General features: G+C 65.8%; 21 protein-coding genes. 12 read left to right on the forward strand and 9 right to left on the reverse strand.

Translation table 11 applies throughout. From position 1 onward, the window contains the following. The first annotated feature begins 148 nt into the window (after window positions 1-148). From M3A49_RS33165 to M3A49_RS33180, 4 genes are all read left to right on the forward strand, one after another. A complete protein-coding gene (locus M3A49_RS33165; RefSeq protein ID WP_266232734.1) occupies window positions 149-748 on the forward strand; it encodes a sugar dehydrogenase complex small subunit in 600 nt (199 codons plus the stop codon). A 71-nt stretch (window positions 749-819) separates the two neighbouring features. Next, a complete protein-coding gene (locus tag M3A49_RS33170) occupies window positions 820-2,421 on the forward strand; it encodes a GMC family oxidoreductase (RefSeq protein WP_266232735.1) in 1,602 nt (533 codons plus the stop codon). A gap of 13 nt (window positions 2,422-2,434) precedes the next feature. Further along, complete coding sequence (locus tag M3A49_RS33175) at window positions 2,435-3,838, forward strand: cytochrome c (protein WP_266232736.1); 1,404 nt, start codon at window positions 2,435-2,437, stop codon at window positions 3,836-3,838. Window positions 3,839-4,021: 183 nt separating this feature from the next. Then, window positions 4,022-4,762, forward strand: a complete 741-nt coding sequence (locus tag M3A49_RS33180) for a metallophosphoesterase (RefSeq protein ID WP_266232737.1) — start codon at window positions 4,022-4,024, stop codon at window positions 4,760-4,762. Between the two features lie 37 nt (window positions 4,763-4,799). Here the strand turns inward: M3A49_RS33180 and M3A49_RS33185 are convergent, their stop codons facing one another. Both M3A49_RS33185 and M3A49_RS33190 read right to left on the reverse strand, forming a co-directional pair. Further along, window positions 4,800-5,501 carry an RES family NAD+ phosphorylase gene (locus tag M3A49_RS33185; protein ID WP_028202944.1) on the reverse strand — a complete coding sequence of 234 codons (702 nt, stop codon included), beginning with the start codon at window positions 5,499-5,501 and terminating at the stop codon, window positions 4,800-4,802. Then, window positions 5,498-5,926 carry an MbcA/ParS/Xre antitoxin family protein gene (locus tag M3A49_RS33190; RefSeq protein WP_323183449.1) on the reverse strand — a complete coding sequence of 143 codons (429 nt, stop codon included), beginning with the start codon at window positions 5,924-5,926 and terminating at the stop codon, window positions 5,498-5,500. Before M3A49_RS33190 ends, M3A49_RS33185 begins: the two co-directional genes overlap by 4 nt. 117 nt (window positions 5,927-6,043) lie before the next feature. Between M3A49_RS33190 and M3A49_RS33195 the strand changes: the two genes are divergently transcribed. After that, window positions 6,044-6,541: a hypothetical protein gene (locus tag M3A49_RS33195; protein WP_266232738.1), complete on the forward strand. Its 498-nt coding sequence runs from the start codon at window positions 6,044-6,046 to the stop codon at window positions 6,539-6,541. 7 nt (window positions 6,542-6,548) lie between these two features. Here the strand turns inward: M3A49_RS33195 and M3A49_RS33200 are convergent, their stop codons facing one another. Continuing rightward, window positions 6,549-7,400, reverse strand: a complete 852-nt coding sequence (locus M3A49_RS33200; protein WP_266232739.1) for a LysR family transcriptional regulator — start codon at window positions 7,398-7,400, stop codon at window positions 6,549-6,551. Window positions 7,401-7,500: 100 nt separating this feature from the next. Between M3A49_RS33200 and M3A49_RS33205 the strand changes: the two genes are divergently transcribed. Next, window positions 7,501-7,884: a tautomerase family protein gene (locus tag M3A49_RS33205; protein WP_266232740.1), complete on the forward strand. Its 384-nt coding sequence runs from the start codon at window positions 7,501-7,503 to the stop codon at window positions 7,882-7,884. A gap of 62 nt (window positions 7,885-7,946) precedes the next feature. On the opposite strand, the gene M3A49_RS33210 is transcribed toward M3A49_RS33205, so the two are convergent. After that, on the reverse strand, window positions 7,947-8,498 hold the full coding sequence (locus M3A49_RS33210; RefSeq protein ID WP_266232741.1) for a TetR/AcrR family transcriptional regulator: 552 nt from the start codon (window positions 8,496-8,498) through the stop codon (window positions 7,947-7,949). 193 nt (window positions 8,499-8,691) lie between these two features. On the opposite strand from M3A49_RS33210, the gene M3A49_RS33215 reads away from it, so the two are divergent. Together M3A49_RS33215 and M3A49_RS33220 are read left to right on the forward strand one after the other, a co-directional pair. Continuing rightward, window positions 8,692-9,303 carry a DUF3313 domain-containing protein gene (locus tag M3A49_RS33215; protein ID WP_266232756.1) on the forward strand — a complete coding sequence of 204 codons (612 nt, stop codon included), beginning with the start codon at window positions 8,692-8,694 and terminating at the stop codon, window positions 9,301-9,303. A 234-nt stretch (window positions 9,304-9,537) separates the two neighbouring features. Then, window positions 9,538-11,022, forward strand: coding sequence for an intermembrane transport protein PqiB (locus M3A49_RS33220; RefSeq protein WP_266232742.1), 1,485 nt, complete (start codon window positions 9,538-9,540; stop codon window positions 11,020-11,022). A gap of 14 nt (window positions 11,023-11,036) precedes the next feature. Here the strand turns inward: M3A49_RS33220 and ppk2 are convergent, their stop codons facing one another. Continuing rightward, window positions 11,037-12,128: a polyphosphate kinase 2 gene (gene ppk2 / locus M3A49_RS33225; protein ID WP_416339063.1), complete on the reverse strand. Its 1,092-nt coding sequence runs from the start codon at window positions 12,126-12,128 to the stop codon at window positions 11,037-11,039. A gap of 193 nt (window positions 12,129-12,321) precedes the next feature. Further along, window positions 12,322-12,540 (reverse strand): YdcH family protein, encoded by a 219-nt coding sequence (locus tag M3A49_RS33230; protein WP_266232743.1) that lies wholly within the window; start codon window positions 12,538-12,540, stop codon window positions 12,322-12,324. A gap of 238 nt (window positions 12,541-12,778) precedes the next feature. Between M3A49_RS33230 and M3A49_RS33235 the strand changes: the two genes are divergently transcribed. Together M3A49_RS33235 and M3A49_RS33240 are read left to right on the forward strand one after the other, a co-directional pair. Further along, window positions 12,779-14,437, forward strand: a complete 1,659-nt coding sequence (locus tag M3A49_RS33235) for a CHAD domain-containing protein (RefSeq protein ID WP_266232744.1) — start codon at window positions 12,779-12,781, stop codon at window positions 14,435-14,437. A 101-nt stretch (window positions 14,438-14,538) separates the two neighbouring features. Beyond that, window positions 14,539-15,465 carry a TOBE domain-containing protein gene (locus M3A49_RS33240; protein WP_266232745.1) on the forward strand — a complete coding sequence of 309 codons (927 nt, stop codon included), beginning with the start codon at window positions 14,539-14,541 and terminating at the stop codon, window positions 15,463-15,465. Between the two features lie 36 nt (window positions 15,466-15,501). On the opposite strand, the gene M3A49_RS33245 is transcribed toward M3A49_RS33240, so the two are convergent. Further along, window positions 15,502-16,200, reverse strand: a complete 699-nt coding sequence (locus M3A49_RS33245) for a phosphatase PAP2 family protein (protein WP_266232746.1) — start codon at window positions 16,198-16,200, stop codon at window positions 15,502-15,504. A 287-nt stretch (window positions 16,201-16,487) separates the two neighbouring features. On the opposite strand from M3A49_RS33245, the gene M3A49_RS33250 reads away from it, so the two are divergent. Next, the gene (locus M3A49_RS33250; RefSeq protein ID WP_266232747.1) at window positions 16,488-17,663 is read left to right on the forward strand and encodes a PHB depolymerase family esterase; all 1,176 of its coding nucleotides are present in this window, start codon (window positions 16,488-16,490) and stop codon (window positions 17,661-17,663) included. 101 nt (window positions 17,664-17,764) lie between these two features. Continuing rightward, the gene (locus tag M3A49_RS33255) at window positions 17,765-17,944 is read left to right on the forward strand and encodes a DUF3563 family protein (RefSeq protein ID WP_028202957.1); all 180 of its coding nucleotides are present in this window, start codon (window positions 17,765-17,767) and stop codon (window positions 17,942-17,944) included. 94 nt (window positions 17,945-18,038) lie between these two features. On the opposite strand, the gene M3A49_RS33260 is transcribed toward M3A49_RS33255, so the two are convergent. After that, the gene (locus tag M3A49_RS33260; RefSeq protein WP_254354110.1) at window positions 18,039-18,842 is read right to left on the reverse strand and encodes a BPSS1780 family membrane protein; all 804 of its coding nucleotides are present in this window, start codon (window positions 18,840-18,842) and stop codon (window positions 18,039-18,041) included. After that, on the reverse strand, window positions 18,833-19,840 hold the full coding sequence (locus M3A49_RS33265; protein ID WP_266232748.1) for a homoserine kinase: 1,008 nt from the start codon (window positions 19,838-19,840) through the stop codon (window positions 18,833-18,835). Before M3A49_RS33265 ends, M3A49_RS33260 begins: the two co-directional genes overlap by 10 nt. Window positions 19,841-20,007 lie beyond the last annotated feature (167 nt).

Genomic DNA, 20,007 nt, shown 5'->3' on the forward strand with positions numbered 1-20,007 from the left:
AACGATGGTGCATATGCATTGATCGCGGTGACTGACGATAGCAAACGTTTTTCGTATGGCCTGGTTTCAGGCGCCGCCCGCGCCGGCGGCAAGCGTGTTTCGCCCCAGCCAGGGGAACCTGGCGGGATCGACCTCATCTGGAGTGCCAATGACAGATGTGACACAACACGGGATGTCTCAGGCGCCGCACGATCTTCCCGCTGTATTCGAGCGCCTCGGCCGTCCAGGCCGCAGGCGTTTCGTCTCGGGCACGTGCGTAGCGGCGCTGCTCGCCTTCGCGGCTGCCGGGCGCTCGCGTGCGCCATTCGGCATGGGCCGCGCCTTTGCGGCTACTCCGGCGAGCGCATCCGGCAGCGGCTATGAAGCGTTCATCAAGCTATCGCAGCGCCTCACTGGCCGCACGAGCTTCGACGCCGTGCTCGGCAAGCGCGTCTATGCTGCGCTCGACCACGCGAGCAGTCAGTTCGACGCGAACGTCGCCACGCTCAACACCTGGATTCAAGGTCACGGCGGCGTGCCCTCCGATACCGTGACCGCGGCGCTCAAGCCCGATCAGCCGGAGCTCGCTTCGATGGTGGGCGACATCATGCGCGCGTGGTATCTCGGTCTCGTGGGCGAGATGCCGAAGGTGCAAGTGGTGGCCTTCGAAAAGGCGTTGATGTTCGACCCCGTCAACGACGTGCTCGCAATTCCCTCGTATTGCCGCGACGTGCCGTTCTACTGGAAGCACAAACCCGCAGGCGAATAGCGGGGTAACGGGCACGCACATCACGGGCCGCGCCAGGCCCCCACAACGAAAGCCAAAGGATGAGGTCGACAATGGCGACAGGACATTCCGCCGACGTGGTCGTCGTCGGTTCCGGCGTGGCGGGCAGTCTGGTGGCGCACCAGCTCGCCCAGGCCGGCGCTTCCGTGGTGCTGCTCGAAGCGGGGCCGCGCCTCGCGCGCTGGCAGATCGTGGAGAACTTCCGCAACTCGCCCGCCAAGGCCGATTTCGCCACGCCGTATCCGTCCGTGACTTACGCGCCGCATCCCGAATACGCCCCGCCCAATGAGTATCTCGTGCAGAAGGGCGATTATCCGTACAACTCACAATATTTGCGTCTCGTGGGCGGAACCACGTGGCACTGGGCCGCCGCCGCGTGGCGTTTGCTGCCTGCGGACTTTCGTTTGAAAACGCAGTACGGCGTGGGACGCGACTGGCCCTTTCCCTACGAAACGCTGGAGCCGTGGTATCAGCTCGCGGAATTGGAGCTGGGCGTGTCTGGACCGGACGCTACGTTCGATCTCGGCTCGCCGCGCTCCAAGCCGTATCCAATGAGCATGCTGCCGCTTTCCTGGATGGATCAGCGCTTCTCACAAGTGCTGAATGCGAATGGCTTTCACGTGGTGCCCGAGCCGGTCGCGCGCAATAGCCGCCCGTTCGATGCGCGTCCCACCTGCTGCGGCAACAACAACTGCATGCCGATCTGCCCGATCGGTGCGATGTACAACGGCGTGGTTCACGCGGACAAAGCCGAGCGCGCGGGCGCGAAGCTCGTGCCCCAGGCCGTGGTCTATCGCATCGAGGCCGACAACAAGGGACTCATTACCGCGGTCCACTACAAGGACCCGAGCGGCAGAAGCACGCGTGTGACCGGCAAGCTCTTCGTGCTCGCCGCGAACGGCATCGAAACGCCCAAGCTCATGCTGATGTCGAAGAGCGATGCATTTGCACACGGCATTGGCAACAGCTCCGACCAGGTGGGCCGCAATCTCATGGATCATCCGGGCACGGGCATCACGTTCATGGCCAACGAACCGCTATGGCCGGGACGCGGGCCCATGGAGATGACGTCGGTCGTGAACTTCCGTGACGGCGCGTTCCGCTCTGCGTATGCCGCGAAGAAACTGCATCTGTCGAACGCGGTGCCCACCATGGCCGTCACGGCCGCGCTCATCAAGAACGGCTTGACCGGCGCGGAGCTGGACCGGGAGATACGCGAGCGCACGTCGCGCACGCTCACCATCAACAGTTTCCACGAGCATTTGCCCGAGCCGCAGAACCGCGTGCTGCCCTCGGGCGAGCACAAGGACGGACTGGGCATTCCGCAACCCGAGATCTATTACTCGATCAACGATTACGTGAAGAAGAGCGCGGCGAACACACATGAACTCTATGCGCAGATCGCGCAGCTTTTCGGCGGTACGGACATCGCGTTCGACGACACGTTCGCGCCCAACAATCACATCATGGGCACGACGATCATGGGCGCGAACGCCGCCGATTCGGTCGTCGATGCCGATTGCCGCACGCACGATCATTCGAATCTGTTCGTCGCCAGTAGCGCGGTGATGCCCTCTGCCGCCTCGGTGAACTGCACGCTAACGATTGCCGCGCTGTCGCTGAAGCTTGCCGACAAGCTGCGCCACGAGCTTTGATACGAGCCAGACGATGAAAACAGCGAAGTCCTCCACCGCGGCCACCACGAATCACGAGCGAGAGAGACGCGCGCGTGCCGCCATCGCAGCCGCGCTTTTCTGCGCCTTCGCGCTCTATATCGCGTGGCACGCGTCGCACGAATCGCAAACGCGTCCCGTCGACGAACTGCCGATCTCCACGGCGCGCGGCGACGACACGTCGATGCCCATTAAGGACGCGGACAAGCCCGACCTCATCAAGCGCGGCGCCTATCTCGCGCGCATAGGCGACTGCGTCGCGTGCCATACCGCCGACCCGGGCAGGCCATTTGCGGGCGGCTTGCCCATCAGCACACCGTTTGGAAAAATCTACACGCCGAACATCACGCCGGACCCCGATACCGGCATCGGCCAATGGAGCGATACCGACTTCGTGCGCGCGCTGCACGAAGGCATCGGCCGAGGCGGTGAGCGGCTGTATCCCGCGTTTCCTTACGTCGAATTCACGCGCATGACCGAGCAGGATATGCTCGCGATCCGCGCGTATCTGAATACGGTCGCGCCGGTGCATTACACGCCGCCCGCCAACGAGCTGCGCTTTCCGTTCAACCAGCGCTGGCTGATGATCTTGTGGAATCTCTTCAACTTCAACCAGGGCCGCTTCGTGCCGGACCCGAAGCAGAGCGCCGAATTCAACCGCGGCGCCTATCTCGTCGAAGGCCTCGCGCATTGCGAGGAATGCCACACGCCGCGCAACTTCATGCAAGGCCTCAAGACGACCGGGCGCTTCTCGGGCGCGACGCAAGCGGGCTGGCAGGCCTACAACATCACGCCCGACCGTACGAGCGGCATTGGCAACTGGAGCGACGACGCGCTGATCGCCTATCTATCCACGGGCATCGCCGCGGGCCACGCCAGCGCAGCAGGCCCGATGGCCGACGTGGTCCAGCACTCGACGCAATACCTGACGCATGAGGACCTGCGCTCGATCGTGGCCTACCTGCGCGCGCTGCCGCCGGTTTCGGGCGGCGTGACGCGGCCGCGCGATGCCTGGGGCAAGCCCGCTGTGAACGACGTCACCGCGCTGCGCGGCACGGCGATCACGACCGTGAACGGCTTGCAGCTTTTCGTGGCGAACTGCGCGAGCTGCCATCACTGGACCGGCGAGGGCGTGGGGGGAAGCGCGCCGGGCGCCTATCCATCGCTCATTCATAACAGCGTCGCGGGCGCGCCGAGCCCGAACAATCTCGCGATGGTGATCCTGCACGGCGTGAGACGTCGAACGAAGGACAGCGACGTGCTGATGCCGGCATTCGGCGATGCATTGAGCAACGAACAGGTGGCGGCCATTTCCAACTACGTGACGACGCAGTTCGGCGATCCGCGGGCCACCCTCACGGCCGGCGAGGTTGCGGCGCTGCGTGCCCAGCCCCAGTAACTCACCAGTCACGCCGGGACTTTGCGCCGCGCTCGCGGCGGCGCTGGCAGCCGCAAACGCGTATGCTGTGAGCGCAGGCACGCCGCTTGCGTATTGTTTGCCTCGTGACGCGCTTATCGGAATCGCATTCGGTACGATATTTGGCGCTCATATGGCCCACTCACACAGCGCTATGATGAAGTGATGACGCATACACCCGACGCTCTCGTGCAGCACCATGCCGCCAACCTTGCAGGTCGCGACTTTGTAGTAGGCGATTTGCATGGTTGCGTGGAGGCGTTGCGCTATCTTTTGCGCGAGGTCGAATTTGACACCGCGCATGACCGGCTGTTTTCGGTAGGCGATCTCGTTGACCGGGGCGAACGCGAGCAGTGCGAACAGGCGCTCGCGCTGCTCGACAAACCATGGTTCTACGCCGTGCTCGGCAATCACGAAGATGCACTGTGCGCCGTGGCCGAGGGGCGCATGCCGCGCAATCGCTGGTATGGCATCGGCGGCGGCTGGGCGCAGAGCGTGCCCGACGCCGAACTCGTGCACTACGCGCAACGGCTGCGCCAATTGCCGCTCGCGCGCGTGGTGGGCGAGGGCGAAAAGCGTTTCAACATCATCCACGCGGAATTTTTCGGCGACGACGCCGCGCTCGACAGTGGCCAGTTCAATTCCGACGTGCGCGAACGCATGCTTTGGGGCCGCGATCTCGTGCTCGGCACGGGCGACCCGGCGCGCCATGCACTCTCCCTCACGTTCTGCGGGCACACGCCGGTGCGTGAAGTGCGGCAGATCGGCTCGCAGGTGTTCATCGACACCGGAGCGTTCATCACCGAAGGACGCCTCACCATGGTCGAGGCGCTCACATCGCGCATCTGGTCGGTCTCGCAGGTCGAAGCGCTCGCGCACGGCGCGGCCGCGATCGTGCTGCCCTGAGGCCTGGCGCCTGCCGGTCTCTCGTTGGCCGCTCGGGCTATACGATGCGGTTCAACTCGAACACCATATCGATAGTGTGCCCATTCCAGTTGTATTCCAGATACGCCGCGTGATGGCACGCGCGCAGCAGCGTCGTGCTGAGGGCGGCGAGGCATTCGCCGTCCTCGTCGCGCACCGACGGATACGCAATGCCTGGCGCACGCGCCTCGCGGGCGGCGCGGCCTAGCGCCTGGCCGGCCGTGTAGTCGTCGGGCGAGAGCACGCCCGGGTCGAGCGCGGGGTCCTCGCGCAGATCGATCACCTCGCCATGCGCGATCACCGTATAGAGCCGCATTTGCTGGCGGATGGGCGGCTCGTTCGTGGCGGCGAGAAAAAGCCCCGAGTGATAGCGCGTTTCCGCCACGGCGGTGGCGCGCGAGCGCGCGCAGTAGAACACGCCGTAGGTGCCGTCGGAAAAACGGCTGCCCTGCGGATTCAGGTGCGTGAAGGCCGCCATGATCGGACCGTAGCCGGGGCCGAAGCGGCGCTCCTCGCGCGGCACGAGATCGAGGTCGCCGGTCTCGGTGCGCAGGCGGTCGTTGGTGAGCGCTTCAAGCGCGTAGAGCGCCTCGAAGTCGTCCGCGGAAGCCACGCGGTCGAACAGGTTCACGGCGGGAAACCGGGTGGGAATCACTCTGAACGCAGGTGACCAGGTGAGCTGCGCGCTGTGCCAGCGGTCTTGCCAGTTTGTTTGCGTCACGCCCAGCCGCCTCGCATGGCGTCGAGGTACTGGCGCACCGCCACGAGGTCGCTGACGTTGCCGGCCAGCATGCGGTCGAGCGCGCGCCGCCCGCCAAAGGGCGGCGCGCTATTGGGGCGCTTGATCCAGGTGTCGGCGGAGGTGGGTTGGGGCAGGAGAATCTGCAGCGCCTTGTAGATGCCGAGCAGCAACGAAAGGCGTTCGAGAGTGTCGCGGCCGAGCCGGGCGGTTTGCGGGGACTGCTTCCACTTGAAGAACGTGGATCGGCCCGGCGAGCCGAGCAGAATAATCTGCTCTTCGGCGCTCAGGTCCCAGTCGCGTGCAATGTTGAAGAACGCCCTGAGCCCCGCCGCCGACATTTCGGTGAGCGAGGGTTCGGCGCGGGGACGTCGCGACGGAGTGACGGAAGCAGTGGCGGATGACATGGTGGTCGAGTCCTGAATTGAACTTTTAATAGATATTAGTCCATATGTGGATTATTGCAAGTTTTGACTCGGTATAATCCTCGCCGGGCATTTGGACGGCATTTGGGGAGAGACGGGGTGCGGGCAGGCGTATTGATGGTCGCGGCAATGGTTTTTGCCGCGCCGGTGTGGGCATCGGGGCAGGGCAAGACGGCAGGGGCGCATGCGGGGCAGGGAGCGGCTGCCGGGCAGCAGTCGCATGGCGGGCAGGCGTCCAAAGCGCGTGGCGGGCACGGCGGTGCGGCGCCGCGCACGGCCAGACGCCATCCGCACGCGACGGGTGCCACCCGTGCGAGCGCCCCGCGCCATGTTGCGGAGGCCGGCAAGCCGTCGCACGCAAAGGGCCACGCCGCGGTGCAGCGGCACACGCCCGGCGAGGCCCACGCGGCGGCAAATGCGTATCATCCGGCTGCTGGCACGGCGCCTGCGCCCAAAACCGTCACGCAAAAGCGGCCCGCGCCGAAGCCCGCCGCCGTGCGGCCCGCGCCACGCCACAAGCTCGTGGTGGATGCGCCGCCGCCGCACATCCAGCGCGCGATTCCCGCGCCTCACGCGCTGCCGCCCATCCTGAGTTGAGCGCCATCTAGCCTGTCCCGAGCCCCGACGCGAGCAATTGCAGCGTTGTCGCGGTTCGAGGCTCGCGTACCCGCGAGTGAAGCAGGACCTGCGAAACCGGCAGCGCGGGCAAACCGAGCCGCGCGCCGACGTCGATCAGTTCGCGCGGCGCGACCCGGCGCGCCAGCGGCGAGACCGCGAGCCCTGCGGCCAGCGCCGCGCCCACCGCGGCGACACCGCCGCCCACGAACACTTCGGTCCACGCCACGCCCGCGGCGTCGAGCGCGCGAATCGCCGCTGCCCGCACCGCGCATGGCGCGGCGAGCAGCGCGAGCGGCAGCGCCGTGCCGGGCTGCCACTGCCATTGCGGCGCGGCGAGCCAGACGAGCGGCTCCGCGAAGAGCCGGCGGGCATCGCCGCGTGGCGCCTCCTCTTCTTCCTGACGGACGATGACGGCATCGAGCCGCCGCTCGTCGAACTGCGCGAGCAGATGTGCCGAGAGTCCCAGATGCAGTTCGATCACGAGCCCCGGATCATGAACGCGAAGCTGGGCGAGCTGGCGGGCCAGGTTGGCGTCCGCAACATGTTCGCTCAGGCCGAGCGCGAGGCGCCGCTCATCGCCTGAAAGCGCCCCGAGCGCGCGCTCATGCGCGCCCAGCAGGTCGCGCGCCGCGCCGAGGAACGTGAGGCCGTCAGCCGACAGCCGCACGACGCGCGGCGTGCGTTCGAGCAATTGCTTGCCCAGATGCGCCTCGAGGCGCTTGAGCTTGAGGCTCACGGCCGATTGCGTGGTGTCGAGGGCGGCGGCGGCGCGCGTGAAGCTGCGCAGCTCGGCGACGAGCACGAAGGCGCGCACGGCGTCGAGATCCAGTGGTTTCATTTCAGTTGGAAATGGATGAAATATCTATCTATGTCTGTTTATTATGATATATCGCGCCTAAGCTGATGTCATCTCAAACCCACCGAAGCAGGAGATCGACATGCCGTTCACTCGTATCGCTGTTCGCGCAGGCAAGCCCGCCGCGTATCGCAAGGCGCTCACGCAGGGCATTCATCAAGCGCTGATGGAGGTGTTCAAGGCGCCCGAAGACGACATCTTCATGATCATCACCGAGCACGATGCCGATAACTTCGTGTTCGGCCGGCATTACCTCGGGATCGAGCGCAGCGACGATCTGGTCATGATTCAGATCGCCGTGAGCAACACGCGCGGGCAGGATCAGAAGAAGGCGCTGTTCGCGCAGATTGCCGAAAACCTCGCGCGCGATCCGGGGGTGAGGCGCGAGGATGTGTTCGTGAATCTCGTGGATGTCGCGCGGGAGAACTGGTCGTTTGGGAATGGGGTGGCGCAGTACTCGACCTGAGCGCGGCGCTAGAGGCCGCCTCCGTCAGCATGCCTCGCAAATGCTCCCGCGAGGCAGCCGCATCACCACTTCTTCTCGTCGAGCAGGCGGTCGAAGAGCCGTTCCCGCAGCGCGTCGGGCACGGCCGAAAGCCCGAGCAGCGTGCTGAACGCGATGCCGCTCGCGGCGAAGTAGCGTAGCAGCGAGAGTTCGAGGTCGCGGGCCTCGGCCTGCAGCTTTTCCATCTTGGCCGCGTCCTGGGCCTTCAGGTTTTCGAGCAGCGCCGGGCTTTCGACCAGGGCCGCGAGCACGGCGCGCGCGACGGAGTCCGGCTGGTTGATCGACTCCCTGAAAATCGCGATCTGCGCCGAAAGAACCGGTTCTGCGCGGGCCTGGCCGGCCGCCGCCAGGTGATCTTGCGCGATCTGCTCGAATTGTTCCCGCTGACGATCCAGCAGCGCGCGCAGCACGCCCAGTTTGTTATGAAACTGGTGTAGCAATCCGCCTTTGCTGATGCCGCTTTCGCGCGCGAGCGCATCGAATGTCAGTCCGCCGACCCCGTCGCGGGCCAGGATCGCAAGCGCCGCGTCAATCGCTTTTCTGCGGGAAATCTCGGAACGTGTCTGGTTATCCATGCGCGTGATTGTACCCCTGCATCATCCTATAAACAAACCGGATAGACGGTTTACATCCTTTGAGACCGATGTTACGCTTCGTCTCGTCGTGAACTCGGCCGGATGCCAGGCGGTATCCGGCAACTTTTGAAAGGATGCCTTCGTGCTCAACAACCGTCTTCTCCACACGTCGTCGGCTTGCGTAGTACTCCTGATGTTGTCGGCGTGTGCGGGCGTCCCGCCCGTTGCCTATAGCAGCCTCGCCTCGTCTTCCCAGCTCAAGGAGAACCGGGATAGCGACGCCGCGCAGACGCCATTCCGGTATGCGGCGCCCGTGCTCTGGTCGCGCTATTCGCAGGTCATCGTCGATCCGGTCGCGGTGTACCAAGGCGGCGACAATCAGTTCGGCGACCTGTCGGACTCGGACAAGGACGTGCTCGCCGCCTATATGCACAAGACGTTTGCCGACACGCTATCGAAGCGTTTCGACCTGACGACCCAGCCGTCGCCCGCGACGCTGCGCGTGAAGCTCACATTGACCGGCGCAGAGAAAACGACTGCCGTGATCGGCCAGGCGATGCATTTCGACATCGCGGGCAATCTCTATAACGGCGTCCAGGCAATCCGGGGCGGCAAGGGGGCGTTTAGCGGTTCGGTGTCGTATGCCGTGGAGGTCTACGACAGTGCGTCGGGACGTCTGCTTCGCGCCTATGTGACGAAGCAATACCCAAATGCGATGAATCTGGCCGCCGCGTTCGGCTCGCTGAGCGCGGCCGAAACCGGCATCGACAAGGGCGCCGATGCGCTCGTCGAGCAGTTGCGTTAACGGCAAAGCCGCCTGCGGGCAAAGGGCGCCGCCGGTCCGAATTTCATCGACTTTCTCGCCAGATCTTCAACGCACCGTGAATCTCTCTCGCTTCTTTGCATCCGCGCTCGCCTTTGCATCCCGATGCGCGAGGCGCGTATGGGATGTCGTCGTGGGAAAGTTGTGAGTGACCGGCGGTGGTGGCGCTCCGCAGTCTGGGCCGCGTGGGTTTTGGCGAACCTGGCTGGCGGCCTGATGCTTGCTCAAGCGCTGTCGCAACGCAGCACACGCGTAACCGTGAGCTTCGTGTCCGGCGCCGGGCTTGTCGCCGGGAAAACGCCAGTGCGATATCGCGGCGTGGTCGTTGGCCGGCTCGACCATCTGCGTTTGTCCGCGGACGGTCAGCGCGCCGATGCCGAACTGAGGCTCGATGCCGCCGGACCGCACATCGCCATGTGCGGCACGACATTCTGGGTCGTGCGTCCGCGTATCGACGTGAAGAACATCTCCGGGCTCCTGACCGCCGTATCGGGAACCTGGATCGACGTCGATATCGACGTGCATTCGCTCAGGGCGTGCTACACGTTCACCGGCTTCGACACGCCGCCGGCCATCACCAGCGACGAGGAAGGCGCACGTTTCGTGATTCGCGCCCCAACGCTTGGCTCGCTGAATGCCGGCTCACCTGTCTATTTGCGCGGTGTGCAGGTCGGGCAGGTGCTTGGCTATTCGCTGGTTCCCAGTGGCGACGACGTCCGTATCGGCGTTTTCGTAAGGAGACCGTTCGATCGTCTGATCACGTCCAATACGCGCTGGTGGCAGGCGAGCGGCGTCGAACTCAAGCTCGATTCCAGCGGCATGCGGCTGGATACCCCGCCGGCCGCGGCACTGCTCGCGGGCGCAGTGGCATTCGATACGCCGCGTGGGAGCGTGCGCGCCGTGTCCGCCACGAGCGTCGAGGATTTCCGGCTCGGGGAAAGCCGCACGGATGCGATGCGCGCGAACGAAGGTCCGCCCGCCGTGGTGCGCATGCGCTTCGCGCAGTCGGTGCGAGGGCTGTCCGTCGGGGCGCCAGTCGAATTCCGCGGTGTCGGGTTGGGCACGGTCACGGCGGTCGCCATCGACTTCCAACCCGAAAACGGACGTTTCGACATGCTGCTCACGCTGAGCCTGTATCCCTCGCGGCTCGGCCGGCATTACCGCGACGCGCTCGGCGACGGTACGGGCGCGGCGGGCAAGAGCCTGCTGCGCCAGCTCGTCGCTCAGGGGCTGCGCGGACAGCTCCGCACGGGAAGTCTTTTGACGGGGCAGAAGTACATCGCACTCGACGTCTTCCCGCACGCACCCGCGGCGCGCGTGGACACGGATCACTCGCCGGTCGAATTGCCGACGGTGCCCAACTCACTCGAAGAACTTCAGGACCAGGTGTCGAATATCGTACGCCGGCTCGACCGCATGCCGCTTCAGGAGATCGGGCGCAATCTGGACGCCTCGTTGCAGCAGTCGAATGCCTTGTTCGTGCGGCTCGATACGGAACTCGTGCCGGCTGCGCGTTCGACGCTCGAATCCGCGCAACAGGCGTTTCGTTCCGCGCAAGCGATGCACGGTTCGCCGTTGCAAAGCGATACTCATCAGGCGCTGGCCGAGTTGCGGCGTACGCTGGCCAGCCTGAACGCCCTGGCCGACTATCTCGAACGCCACCCAGAGGCATTGATCTGGGGAAAGCGCGCAGACCCGTGAATCAGCAAGGCCGCCTACAGCGCACGACTCACCAGCAACGGATCGACTACCCCAATCGCCTCCCCATCCCGGCTAGCGTATTGCAGCTTATGCAGCACGAATCGCAAGGCGTTGAGCCGCGCGCGTTTCTTGCAATCGGAGCGGACGACCGTCCAGGGCGCATCGGCGGTGTCCGTCTGCGAGAACATCGCTTCTTTCGCCTGCGTGTACGCCTCCCACTTGTCGAGCGAAGCGAGATCGACAGGACTCAGCTTCCATTGCTTGAGCGGATGCACCTTGCGTTCCTTGAAGCGCCGCCGCTGCTCGCCACGGCTTACCGAAAACCAGAACTTGATCAGGTGGATGCCGCTACGGATCAACTGCCGTTCGAACTCCGGAACTTGCCGCATGAAATCGGCATATTCCTCAGGCGTGCAGAAGCCCATGACATGCTCGACGCCCGCGCGGTTGTACCAGGACCGATCGAACAGCACGATCTCCCCCGCCGAAGGCAGATGCTGCACGTAGCGCTGGAAATACCACTGGCCGCGCTCCACTTCGGTGGGCTTTTCGAGCGCGACGACGCGCGCGCCGCGCGGGTTCAGATGCTCCATGAAGCGCTTGATCGTGCCGCCCTTGCCGGCTGCGTCGCGGCCCTCGAACAGGATCACCACGCGCTGACCGGTTTCGCGCACCCACGCCTGGAGCTTGAGCAGTTCGACCTGCAGCCGGTACTTCTGCCGCTCGTAGGCGCGGCGCGACATCAAATTGCGATACGGATAACCGCCTTCGCGCCAACCGGAGGCGAGTTCCTCGTCGGGGTGGCGCGTGCGCGAGCTGCGCCAGTCGGCAGGGTTGCCTTCGAGGATCAGGCTGCGCAACTGGGCGGCTTCGTCGGGCGACATGCCTTGCATCAATGCCGCGATCGACTCGAGCAGCATGGCGGGCGGATTGTGCCCGGCGCGAGTGCGCGCGACGAGATCGTGGACTGCGCCCGCGATGGCCTCGCTCGCGGACTCGACGGCACTGTCGACGGCGCGCAACTCGGCGCTGCGGGGCGTGACGAGCGGCAGTCGCGCACCGGGGCTGGCGGTGTCGGAAGCGGAGTAGGGGGTGGATTTGGGCATGGTGTCGGCGGATGCGGGGGATGGGCGTGCGCGCAGAGTGACTCGCATTCAAAGCGGATGCATCGAAGCGCGGGCGGCAATGGAGCGCAGGGAAGTCGTCGCGGCTTGATTGGCAGGGCAGCGCCGGGGCAATAGCCGGCGCGCCGATGGCCAGCGCCGGCCCGCTAACAGCCGGCGCTGGACGCCGCCGGGTTCAGGCGTTTGCCGCTTTTTTGAGGATGAGGTAGAGCGAGTCCTTGAGTTGGAGCTTTTCCTTTTTCAGTTGCTCGACTTCCATGCCGTGCGAGGCCACGACACCCGCCTCCATGTTCTTGATCTGCTGGTCGAGCTCGTTGTGACGATGAAAAATCCGGGCGAAATGGCCGTCCTGGATCTTGAGGCGCGAAATCAAATCTCTGTACTCAGGGAACACTCAACACTCCTTACAGACAGGCAAAATAAGAAAGATTGAAACGTAATTATTTTTCCACCGTCTCGCCGTGGCAGTCTTGACCATCATCAGAGTCCGGTTGCCGGAAGGTCAGGGACGTTACCTGGGGCATCGAGGCGCGCTCGCGTGTACCATCGATCGCGTCGTCGCAGTTCCTGGCTCTCCATCCGCTTGCACTGTTCTAAGCCGTCGCGCCCACCCACAGAACCCTGGAGCGTTCATGGATCGCGTTCTGGAAATCGTGCTGGATGTCGTGATCCCGGCAGCGCCGGATATAAAAAGCGCAAAAGCCGCCGCCGCCACGGGAGCGGTGTCCAGGGCGCACGCCAGCCCGAAACCATCGGAGCGGGCCGCCAGCCTGTGCGCGGCTTTGCCGCCGCTCGTGGCGCTGCCCGAGGTGCGCGAGTGCGTGACGACGGTTGCCTTCGACCGCGGCGGCGTCCTTGGGGGGCTCGGCTGGCGCGTGGCGGTCGAATCGCGCGGCGACACGCGGCGCGTCGTCGTGTCGAGCCGGCGCGTTCATACGCCGGGGGTCACCGTGGTCGCACCGATCTTCGAGGCGGCGCTCGATGCGCACGGCATCGCGCATGCGCTCTTCGACGCCGCGCCCGAGCCGTTTCGCGAGGCGCTGGGCAGCGCGGACGATCTGTCTGCCTCGGCCACGCTCGTGGCGACGCGCAGCCGCTGGCACTGGCCGCGCGACGGCATCGAGGTGCTGCTCACGTTCGACGAAGACTTGCACAAGCCGTCGGCAGCGCCGCAAGAACCGGTGGCTCAGGACACTTACCGCGCCGATGCGGCGCCACCGCCGAACTTGCACGAGTTGCACGAGTTACGCGTGAGCGCACCCTGGCCCGAAGGCGAGGACGAGCGGCCCATCGTCGATGCGCTGTTTGCCTGTGCTGGCGACCTGATCGGGGCGCTGCCCGCATTCGTGCGCCTGACCGACGCGCTCGAGCGCGCCACCGCCGGCAGCGTGACCGGCGACGCCGAAGCCATCAAGGCCGAAGCCGTGGATCTGGCCGGCGCGGCTACGGCCGAGGCCGCGCTCGTGGCGATCGGGCGCAACATCAGCGCGCAGTGGTTCGGCAATGACGCCGGCGTACGCGGCAGCACGAACGGCGAGTTCATCCATCAGATGCGCGTGTCGCAGCGGCGGCTGCGCACCGCCATGCGCATCTTCTCGCGCTGGTGCGACGAGACCTGGGAGACGCGCATCGAGCCGGAGCTAAAATGGCTCGGCGGCCTGCTCGGCGATGCGCGCGACTGCGATGTCTTCGTTGAATCGACGCTGCCGGCGCTCGCCGCCGCTGACGTCGAGCCGGGGCGCTGGGACGCGATTCGCGACGCGGCAAACGCGCAACGGCTCGCCGCGCGCGCTCGGCTGCGCGAGGCGCTGGCTTCGCCGCGCTATGCGCTCGCGGCGCTGGCGTGGCTCCAGTGGCTCGACCTCCTCGCGCGGCGCGCGCACGACGCCGGCAGCGCCGGGTTTTCGCTGCACCGACACGCGAAGAAGCGCGTGCGGCGCTACTACGATCAGCTAGCGGGCACGCAAAAGCTCACTGCCATCGACGAGGCGAGCCGTCACCGCGCGCGCATCAATGCGAAGTATTTGCGCTACACGATCGAATTCTTCGCCACGCTCACGTCGCGCCGCACGCGCGTGGAGGTGGCGCGCACGCTCGCGCGGCTGCAGAGCGTGCTCGGCGACGGCAACGACGCCGCAGTGGCCCTGCGCTATCTCGAGCGCATGGATGCCGAGCCGTATCAGCTCGGGTTCGCGCGCGGCTGGTGCGAGGCCGTCAAGCGCTATACCGCGAAGGAGGGCGAGCGCCTGCTGCGCGAACTGGGCGAGCCGAAGGTGCCGCGCGGCGCCTGACGCGCGCGTCTCTATAATCGTTGGCGCAGATTGGCGGTTTGGCGGATGGCGAACCACGCCGAACCATCGCTCATTTCGTCTTGTTTTGACTTGTTTTGCGCATGATGAATCCCACTGACCCGACCTCCGCACCCACCGGAGCCGGCCACGCCGACGCCGGTTCCACTGACACGTACCCACCCGCCGAAGCGCCGGAACTGGGTCTGGGTGGCTCGGTCTGGTTTCAGTCCGGCCAGCAGATGCTAGGTGGCGCGGCGCGCATTGCGCTGCTGGAAGCCATCCATGCAACCGGTTCGATCACAGGTGCCGCGAAAGCGGTCGGCATGAGCTACAAGGGCGCCTGGGATGCCGTCGACGTCATGAACAATCTCGCGGGCGAGGCGCTCGTGGTGCGCGCTACGGGCGGCAAGGGCGGCGGCGGGACGACGCTCACGCCGCGGGCGCTGCGGCTCGTCGAGACGTTTCGCGCCATCGAGCACGAGCACCAGCGCTTTATCGAGCGCGCGGCGCATGCGCTCGGGGCAGTTTCGAGCGAAGGCGACGATGCACACGCTGGCGGATTCGCGCGCGACGTGGCCGTGCTCGGCCGCTTCGCCATGCGCACGAGCGCGCGCAATCAGCTCTTTGGCACCGTCTCGGGGATCGTGCGGGGCGCGGTGAACGACGAGGTGTCGATCGCGCTGCCCGGCGGCGAAGTCCTCGTGGCCACGATCACGCACGAGGGCGCCGAAGCGCTCGGGCTTGCCATGGGCGCGCCCGTGGTGGCGCTCGTGAAGGCGAGTTCGGTCGTGCTGGTCGCGAGCGCGGCGGATGCGGCGCGGCTTTCGGCGCGCAACCGGCTGAGCGGGACGATCGAGGTCGTGCGGCACGGCGCCGTGAACGCCGAAGTGACGCTCGCCTTGCCGGGCGGCACCGTGATCGCCGCGATCGTGACCGAAGCGAGCGTGGACGCTTTGGGATTCGCTGCAGGGCAAGCGGCGACGGCCGTGTTCAAGGCCTCGAGCGTGTTGCTAGGGGTGGCCGGATGAGCGGCGGGCGAGCGGGGTGCCGCCAGTCAGGCGGGTTCAGGCGTGCTGCGCGGGCGGGGTGAGTCCGTTGCGGGTTTGCGAGACGGGCGCGACCGGCGCGCGGTTAGCTCGGTTGGCCTTCCATTTGGCGCGCACGTAGGGACGGTCGTGACCTGAAACCGTGAGCGCGATGTTCGTGACCCAGCGATGCGTGGGCACATGCACGTTGTGCAGTGCGACAGTCAGTGCCGCGAGGCTCAGCGCGACGACCGCCGCCGAAATTCGCTGGGCCTGCGCCTGCCACCAGTAGCGCGCGAACACGAGCGCGGTGAGCGCCCCGACCACGCAGCCCGTGACGGCCTCGGAAGGCGAGTGAGCGTCGAGCATCACGCGCGAGAGCGCGACCGCGAGCCCCACCGCGAGCCCGATGGTCACGCCCGCGGCGCGCACGAAGGACGGCGCGCCTTGCAGCATCAGGAAGAACGCGACGGGATAGACGGCCGTTGACAGCATGGCGTGGCCGCTGATCCCGGTGAAATCCAGTTCTCTTACCCCCACGCCCCAGCCGAGAAAGGCGATCTTGGTGAGCGTCACGAGGCCGATAGCCAGGCCGAGCACCAACACCCAGCTCGCCGTCATGCGCCACGAGTAGCCGACCATGAGCCACAGCGCGATCGCCAACGCGAGCGGCAGGGTGAGGCCTGCGCCGCCGAGGTTGGTAATCGAGTACCAAAGGTGAATGGGCAAATCTGGCATGTGTCCGCGCTGCCGGCTATCTGAAGAGGATTCTGGGGTTGCAGGTGCTTAACCGCTACTTCATAGCGACTTAACGCGCGAGCCGCCTCGCCGGCCGACAAGCGCGTAAGACGAGCTTCCAGTATAGCTGCCTCGCATGGACGAAGGCTTGCGACGTCGAAACCACACGAGAACGGAATCGAATGGGTCCGATCTGCAGCGTCGTTCAAATGGTGTTATTGTGCGTTGCACAACGACGGATCGCGGCAAAACGCCACGATGTGTCGGACCCTTTTACGAGGCCATAGATGACGAAAAATCTGACGAAGCTATGGGCCGGTGGCGTGCGACGTCTGCTCGCCATTCAGACCCGGGCGACCCGCGACGCCCTGAAAGGCGCGGGGATCGATACGCCCAAGCCGCAGGCAATCTGGCGCGCCGCCCAGGCCGCAGCCGAGCAGGCGGCCGGGCATGCCGCGCAGGCGCGCAGCGGTGCGCCGGTGCGCGAGTCGCGCGTGGGTCCGCGGGCGACCGCCTGGGCCGCGGGCGAATGGCGCCGCGCGGAGCACCTTGTGCCGGCGAACGACCAGCATGCCGGGCGCTCGCTTCCTTACGGGCTCTATTTGCCGCCGGGGGGCAAAACGGCGGGCATGCCGCTCGTCGTGATGCTCCACGGATGCAAGCAGTCGATGGACTCCTTCGCCGAAGGCACCCGCATGAATCTGCTCGCCGACCGCCATGGTTTCGCGGTGGTGTATCCCGAGCAGTCGGAACGCGCGCACCCGCACCAATGCTGGCATTGGTACGACTCGCGCGACGCAGCGGGCGGCGGCGAAGCGGCTTCTGTCGTTTCGCTGGTCGACTCGCTCGTCGAGGAGCATGGCTTCGACCGCTCGCGCGTCTATCTGGCAGGGTTGTCGGCGGGCGCGGGGCTCGCGATGCTGCTCGCGGTGCGCTCGCCCAGCCGTTTCGCCGCCATCGCGTTGCATTCCGGCCCCGCTTTCGGTGAAGCACGCTCCGGCGTTTCGGCGCTCGACGTGATGCGGCGCGGCGTGCACCACGATCCGGTGGCGCTCGTTGATACCCAATTGGGCGCGCGCATCCACGCGGGCATGCCGGCGATCGTCGTGCAGGGCGATGCGGATGCCGTCGTCGCACCCGTCAACGCGGAACAGCTCGCGGTGCAACTGCTGCGTTTGAACGGTCTTGCGGATACGCGCGGCGTGCGTCAGGGCGTCGTGTCGCGCGAGACCTTCAAGGACGGCTATCGCGAACAGGATTACGAGCTCGATGGCGCGAGCGTCGTGCGGCTGTGCCGCGTGGCGGACCTCGACCACGCCTGGAGCGGCGGCGACGACACCGTGCCATTCCATTCCTCGACGGGACCGGACGCGAGCACGCTGATCTGGGACTTTTTCGAGGCTCACCGCCGCGAGGCCTTCGACGAGGCCTACGAGGCTGAATTGACACAGGACGTTGGTTAAAAGCGACTACGGGCAATTTTGGGGTTTACCCTTAACAGGGTTTACCCTATAATTGGTTCATTCGATTCGCGGGCGCGTGCCCGTCAAAGAAGGGCCAAATCATGTACCTGCTCAGCCGTCTTTTCCTGTTCCTCTCCGAAACCGCCGAAGCTCGCCGCCAGCAGCGCGAGGAAGCGTATCTCGCGCAGTCCGTCGACATCTACGATCTCGAATTCCGCATGCAGAAGATGGATCGCGAGAAGGCCACGCGCCACCCGTCGTGGATGAACCACTACGGCTAAGCAGGAATGCTGTGCCCCGCTAACGGGGCAAGATTGAACACGGCGCCCCGAGGCGCCGTTTTTGCGTGGTGCGCGTGAAGGACTGCTGCGCCGTTCAGCGGCCCGAGTCTGGCATTTCGGCGGCCTGCTTTTCCTGCACGCCGAAGCAGCCGCGGTAAGTCGCGTAGAACGAGCAATAGAGCATCGTCGTCACGATGATGAGCGCGGGCATCAGGATCGCGACCGTGAAGTCACCGGCGCCGAGCGCGCGCAGAAGCGTCGACAGTCCGATCGATACGACAGTCGAGACCGCGAACCACAGCGCCCCGTACACCATGAACGCGCCCTTGTTGCGCCAGCAGCTCACGATGCTGAAGAACATGGCCTTGACGGGCGGCACGTCGTGCCACGCCGTGAGCACGGGCGCAAACCAGAACAGCATCGACACCGGCACGTAGCAGAGCAGCGAAGCAAGCACCGCGAGAGGCACGTCGCTGTTGGCGAGCGCTTGCGCGTCGAGGTCGCCGCCGATGGTCATCAGCCGCAATAGCGCGCCACCGTCCACGAACGCAGACGCGGCCAGCACCAACAGCATCGCCACCACGTAAATCGCCCCGAGCGCCAGCAGGTGCTTCGCCACGTTGCTGCCGTACGAACGAAAGCCGTCGATCAGAATGGTCGGGAACACCGGTTTGCCCGCGATCGTGTCACGGCACGCCGCCATGAAGCCGACAGCCACGCCGGGCACGAACAGCAGCGGCAGCACGCCGCCGATCACGGGAATGGCGGAGATCAGCGTCATCGCCAGCAAATAGGCGAAAAACAGTGTGAGAAATGCGAGCGGATTGCGGCGGAACAGCCAGATACCCTGGCGGAACCAGACGTAGCCCGTCTTCGCGGAGACTTCGATTAGTTGCATGGGCGATGGGGCAAGGCGTGAAGGGAGCCCGCCTCGCTGCCGGCGAGGCGTTCGCGCAGAATGCGCTCGAAGTGGCCGGGATCGTGCGGCTTGAGCAGTTCGGCCGAGCGGGGCAGGTGGAAATCATACAGGCGCGAGACCCAGAAGCGGTACGCGCCTGCGCGCAGCATGTCCATCCAGTGCCGCGTTTCTTCGGGCGTGAACGGGCGCACGGTCTGGTAGGCGCGCAAGAGCGCGTCGGCGCGTGCGGTGTCGAGCTTGCCCGTGGCGAGGTCGACGCACCAGTCGTTCACGGTCACGGCCACGTCGAAGAGCCACTTGTCGCAGCCGGCGAAATAGAAGTCGAAAAAGCCGCCTAGCCGAACTTCGTGGCCCGGCGCCGGGTGCGAGTGCGCGAACATCGCATTGTCGCGGAACAGGTCGCAATGGCACGGACCGCCCGGCAGCGCCGCGTAGTCGGCCGAGCCGAAGAATGCGCGCTGGTGGTCGAGTTCGCTCGTGAGGAGCGTGCGCTGGGCGTCGTCCAGAAACGGCAGCACCGCCGGCACCGTTTCTTCCCACCACGAAAGGCTGCGCAGATTCGGCTGGTCGCCGCGGTAGTCGCGGCCCGCCAGGTGCAGGCGCGCGAGCATCTGGCCCACTTCCGCGCAGTGCTCCACGCCGGGTGCGAGTTCGGGCTTGCCTTCGAGCTTCGAGACGATGGCGGCGGGCTTGCCGTGCAGCAGACCGAAAAGCGCGCCGTCCTTGCGCGGCATGGGGTCGGGTACCGGCACGCGGTGCGAGGCGAGATGCCGCATCAGGTCGAGGTAGAACGGCAGTTGTTCGGCCGTCAGCTTTTCGAAGATCGTCAGGACGTATTCGCCGCGCGTCGTCGTCAGGAAGAAGTTGCTGTTTTCAATGCCGGACTGGATGCCGCGAAATTCGACGACATCGCCGAGATCGTAGTCGCGCAGCCATTGGGCAAGCTCTTGGTCGGTGACAGCGGTGAAGACGGCCATGCAAGAAGGTCGGTTGATTGGTAATGGCGGGTCGGCGAACGCTGCGAGGTGCTGCCCGAGGGGCTTGCAGGCGTGTCCGGCTCAAGCGCGATGGCCGCGGCCCGGCTTATGGGGCGGCGCACATGGCGTTGGCGCGGACATGCCCCATCAAGGCATGCGCGCGCCCG

The organism is Paraburkholderia sp. CNPSo 3076, assembly GCF_026343935.1.
In the GTDB taxonomy this organism is placed as follows: Bacteria; Pseudomonadota; Gammaproteobacteria; order Burkholderiales; family Burkholderiaceae; genus Paraburkholderia; species Paraburkholderia nodosa.

Excerpts from the sequence above, each read along its gene's own strand:
- M3A49_RS33240 (WP_266232745.1), top strand. The coding sequence starts at position 14,539 with ATGATGAATCCCACTGACCCGACCTCCGCACCCACCGGAGCCGGCCAC.
- M3A49_RS33205 (WP_266232740.1), top strand. The coding sequence starts at position 7,501 with ATGCCGTTCACTCGTATCGCTGTTCGCGCAGGCAAGCCCGCCGCGTAT.
- M3A49_RS33265 (WP_266232748.1), bottom strand. The coding sequence starts at position 19,840 with ATGGCCGTCTTCACCGCTGTCACCGACCAAGAGCTTGCCCAATGGCTG.
- M3A49_RS33245 (WP_266232746.1), bottom strand. The coding sequence starts at position 16,200 with ATGCCAGATTTGCCCATTCACCTTTGGTACTCGATTACCAACCTCGGC.
- M3A49_RS33165 (WP_266232734.1), top strand. The coding sequence starts at position 149 with ATGACAGATGTGACACAACACGGGATGTCTCAGGCGCCGCACGATCTT.
- M3A49_RS33175 (WP_266232736.1), top strand. The coding sequence starts at position 2,435 with ATGAAAACAGCGAAGTCCTCCACCGCGGCCACCACGAATCACGAGCGA.
- M3A49_RS33190 (WP_323183449.1), bottom strand. The coding sequence starts at position 5,926 with ATGTCATCCGCCACTGCTTCCGTCACTCCGTCGCGACGTCCCCGCGCC.
- M3A49_RS33210 (WP_266232741.1), bottom strand. The coding sequence starts at position 8,498 with ATGGATAACCAGACACGTTCCGAGATTTCCCGCAGAAAAGCGATTGAC.
- M3A49_RS33170 (WP_266232735.1), top strand. The coding sequence starts at position 820 with ATGGCGACAGGACATTCCGCCGACGTGGTCGTCGTCGGTTCCGGCGTG.
- M3A49_RS33250 (WP_266232747.1), top strand. The coding sequence starts at position 16,488 with ATGACGAAAAATCTGACGAAGCTATGGGCCGGTGGCGTGCGACGTCTG.
- M3A49_RS33255 (WP_028202957.1), top strand. The coding sequence starts at position 17,765 with ATGTACCTGCTCAGCCGTCTTTTCCTGTTCCTCTCCGAAACCGCCGAA.
- M3A49_RS33215 (WP_266232756.1), top strand. The coding sequence starts at position 8,692 with ATGTTGTCGGCGTGTGCGGGCGTCCCGCCCGTTGCCTATAGCAGCCTC.
- M3A49_RS33180 (WP_266232737.1), top strand. The coding sequence starts at position 4,022 with ATGACGCATACACCCGACGCTCTCGTGCAGCACCATGCCGCCAACCTT.
- M3A49_RS33235 (WP_266232744.1), top strand. The coding sequence starts at position 12,779 with ATGGATCGCGTTCTGGAAATCGTGCTGGATGTCGTGATCCCGGCAGCG.
- ppk2 (WP_416339063.1), bottom strand. The coding sequence starts at position 12,128 with ATGCCCAAATCCACCCCCTACTCCGCTTCCGACACCGCCAGCCCCGGT.
- M3A49_RS33260 (WP_254354110.1), bottom strand. The coding sequence starts at position 18,842 with ATGCAACTAATCGAAGTCTCCGCGAAGACGGGCTACGTCTGGTTCCGC.
- M3A49_RS33220 (WP_266232742.1), top strand. The coding sequence starts at position 9,538 with ATGCTTGCTCAAGCGCTGTCGCAACGCAGCACACGCGTAACCGTGAGC.
- M3A49_RS33200 (WP_266232739.1), bottom strand. The coding sequence starts at position 7,400 with ATGAAACCACTGGATCTCGACGCCGTGCGCGCCTTCGTGCTCGTCGCC.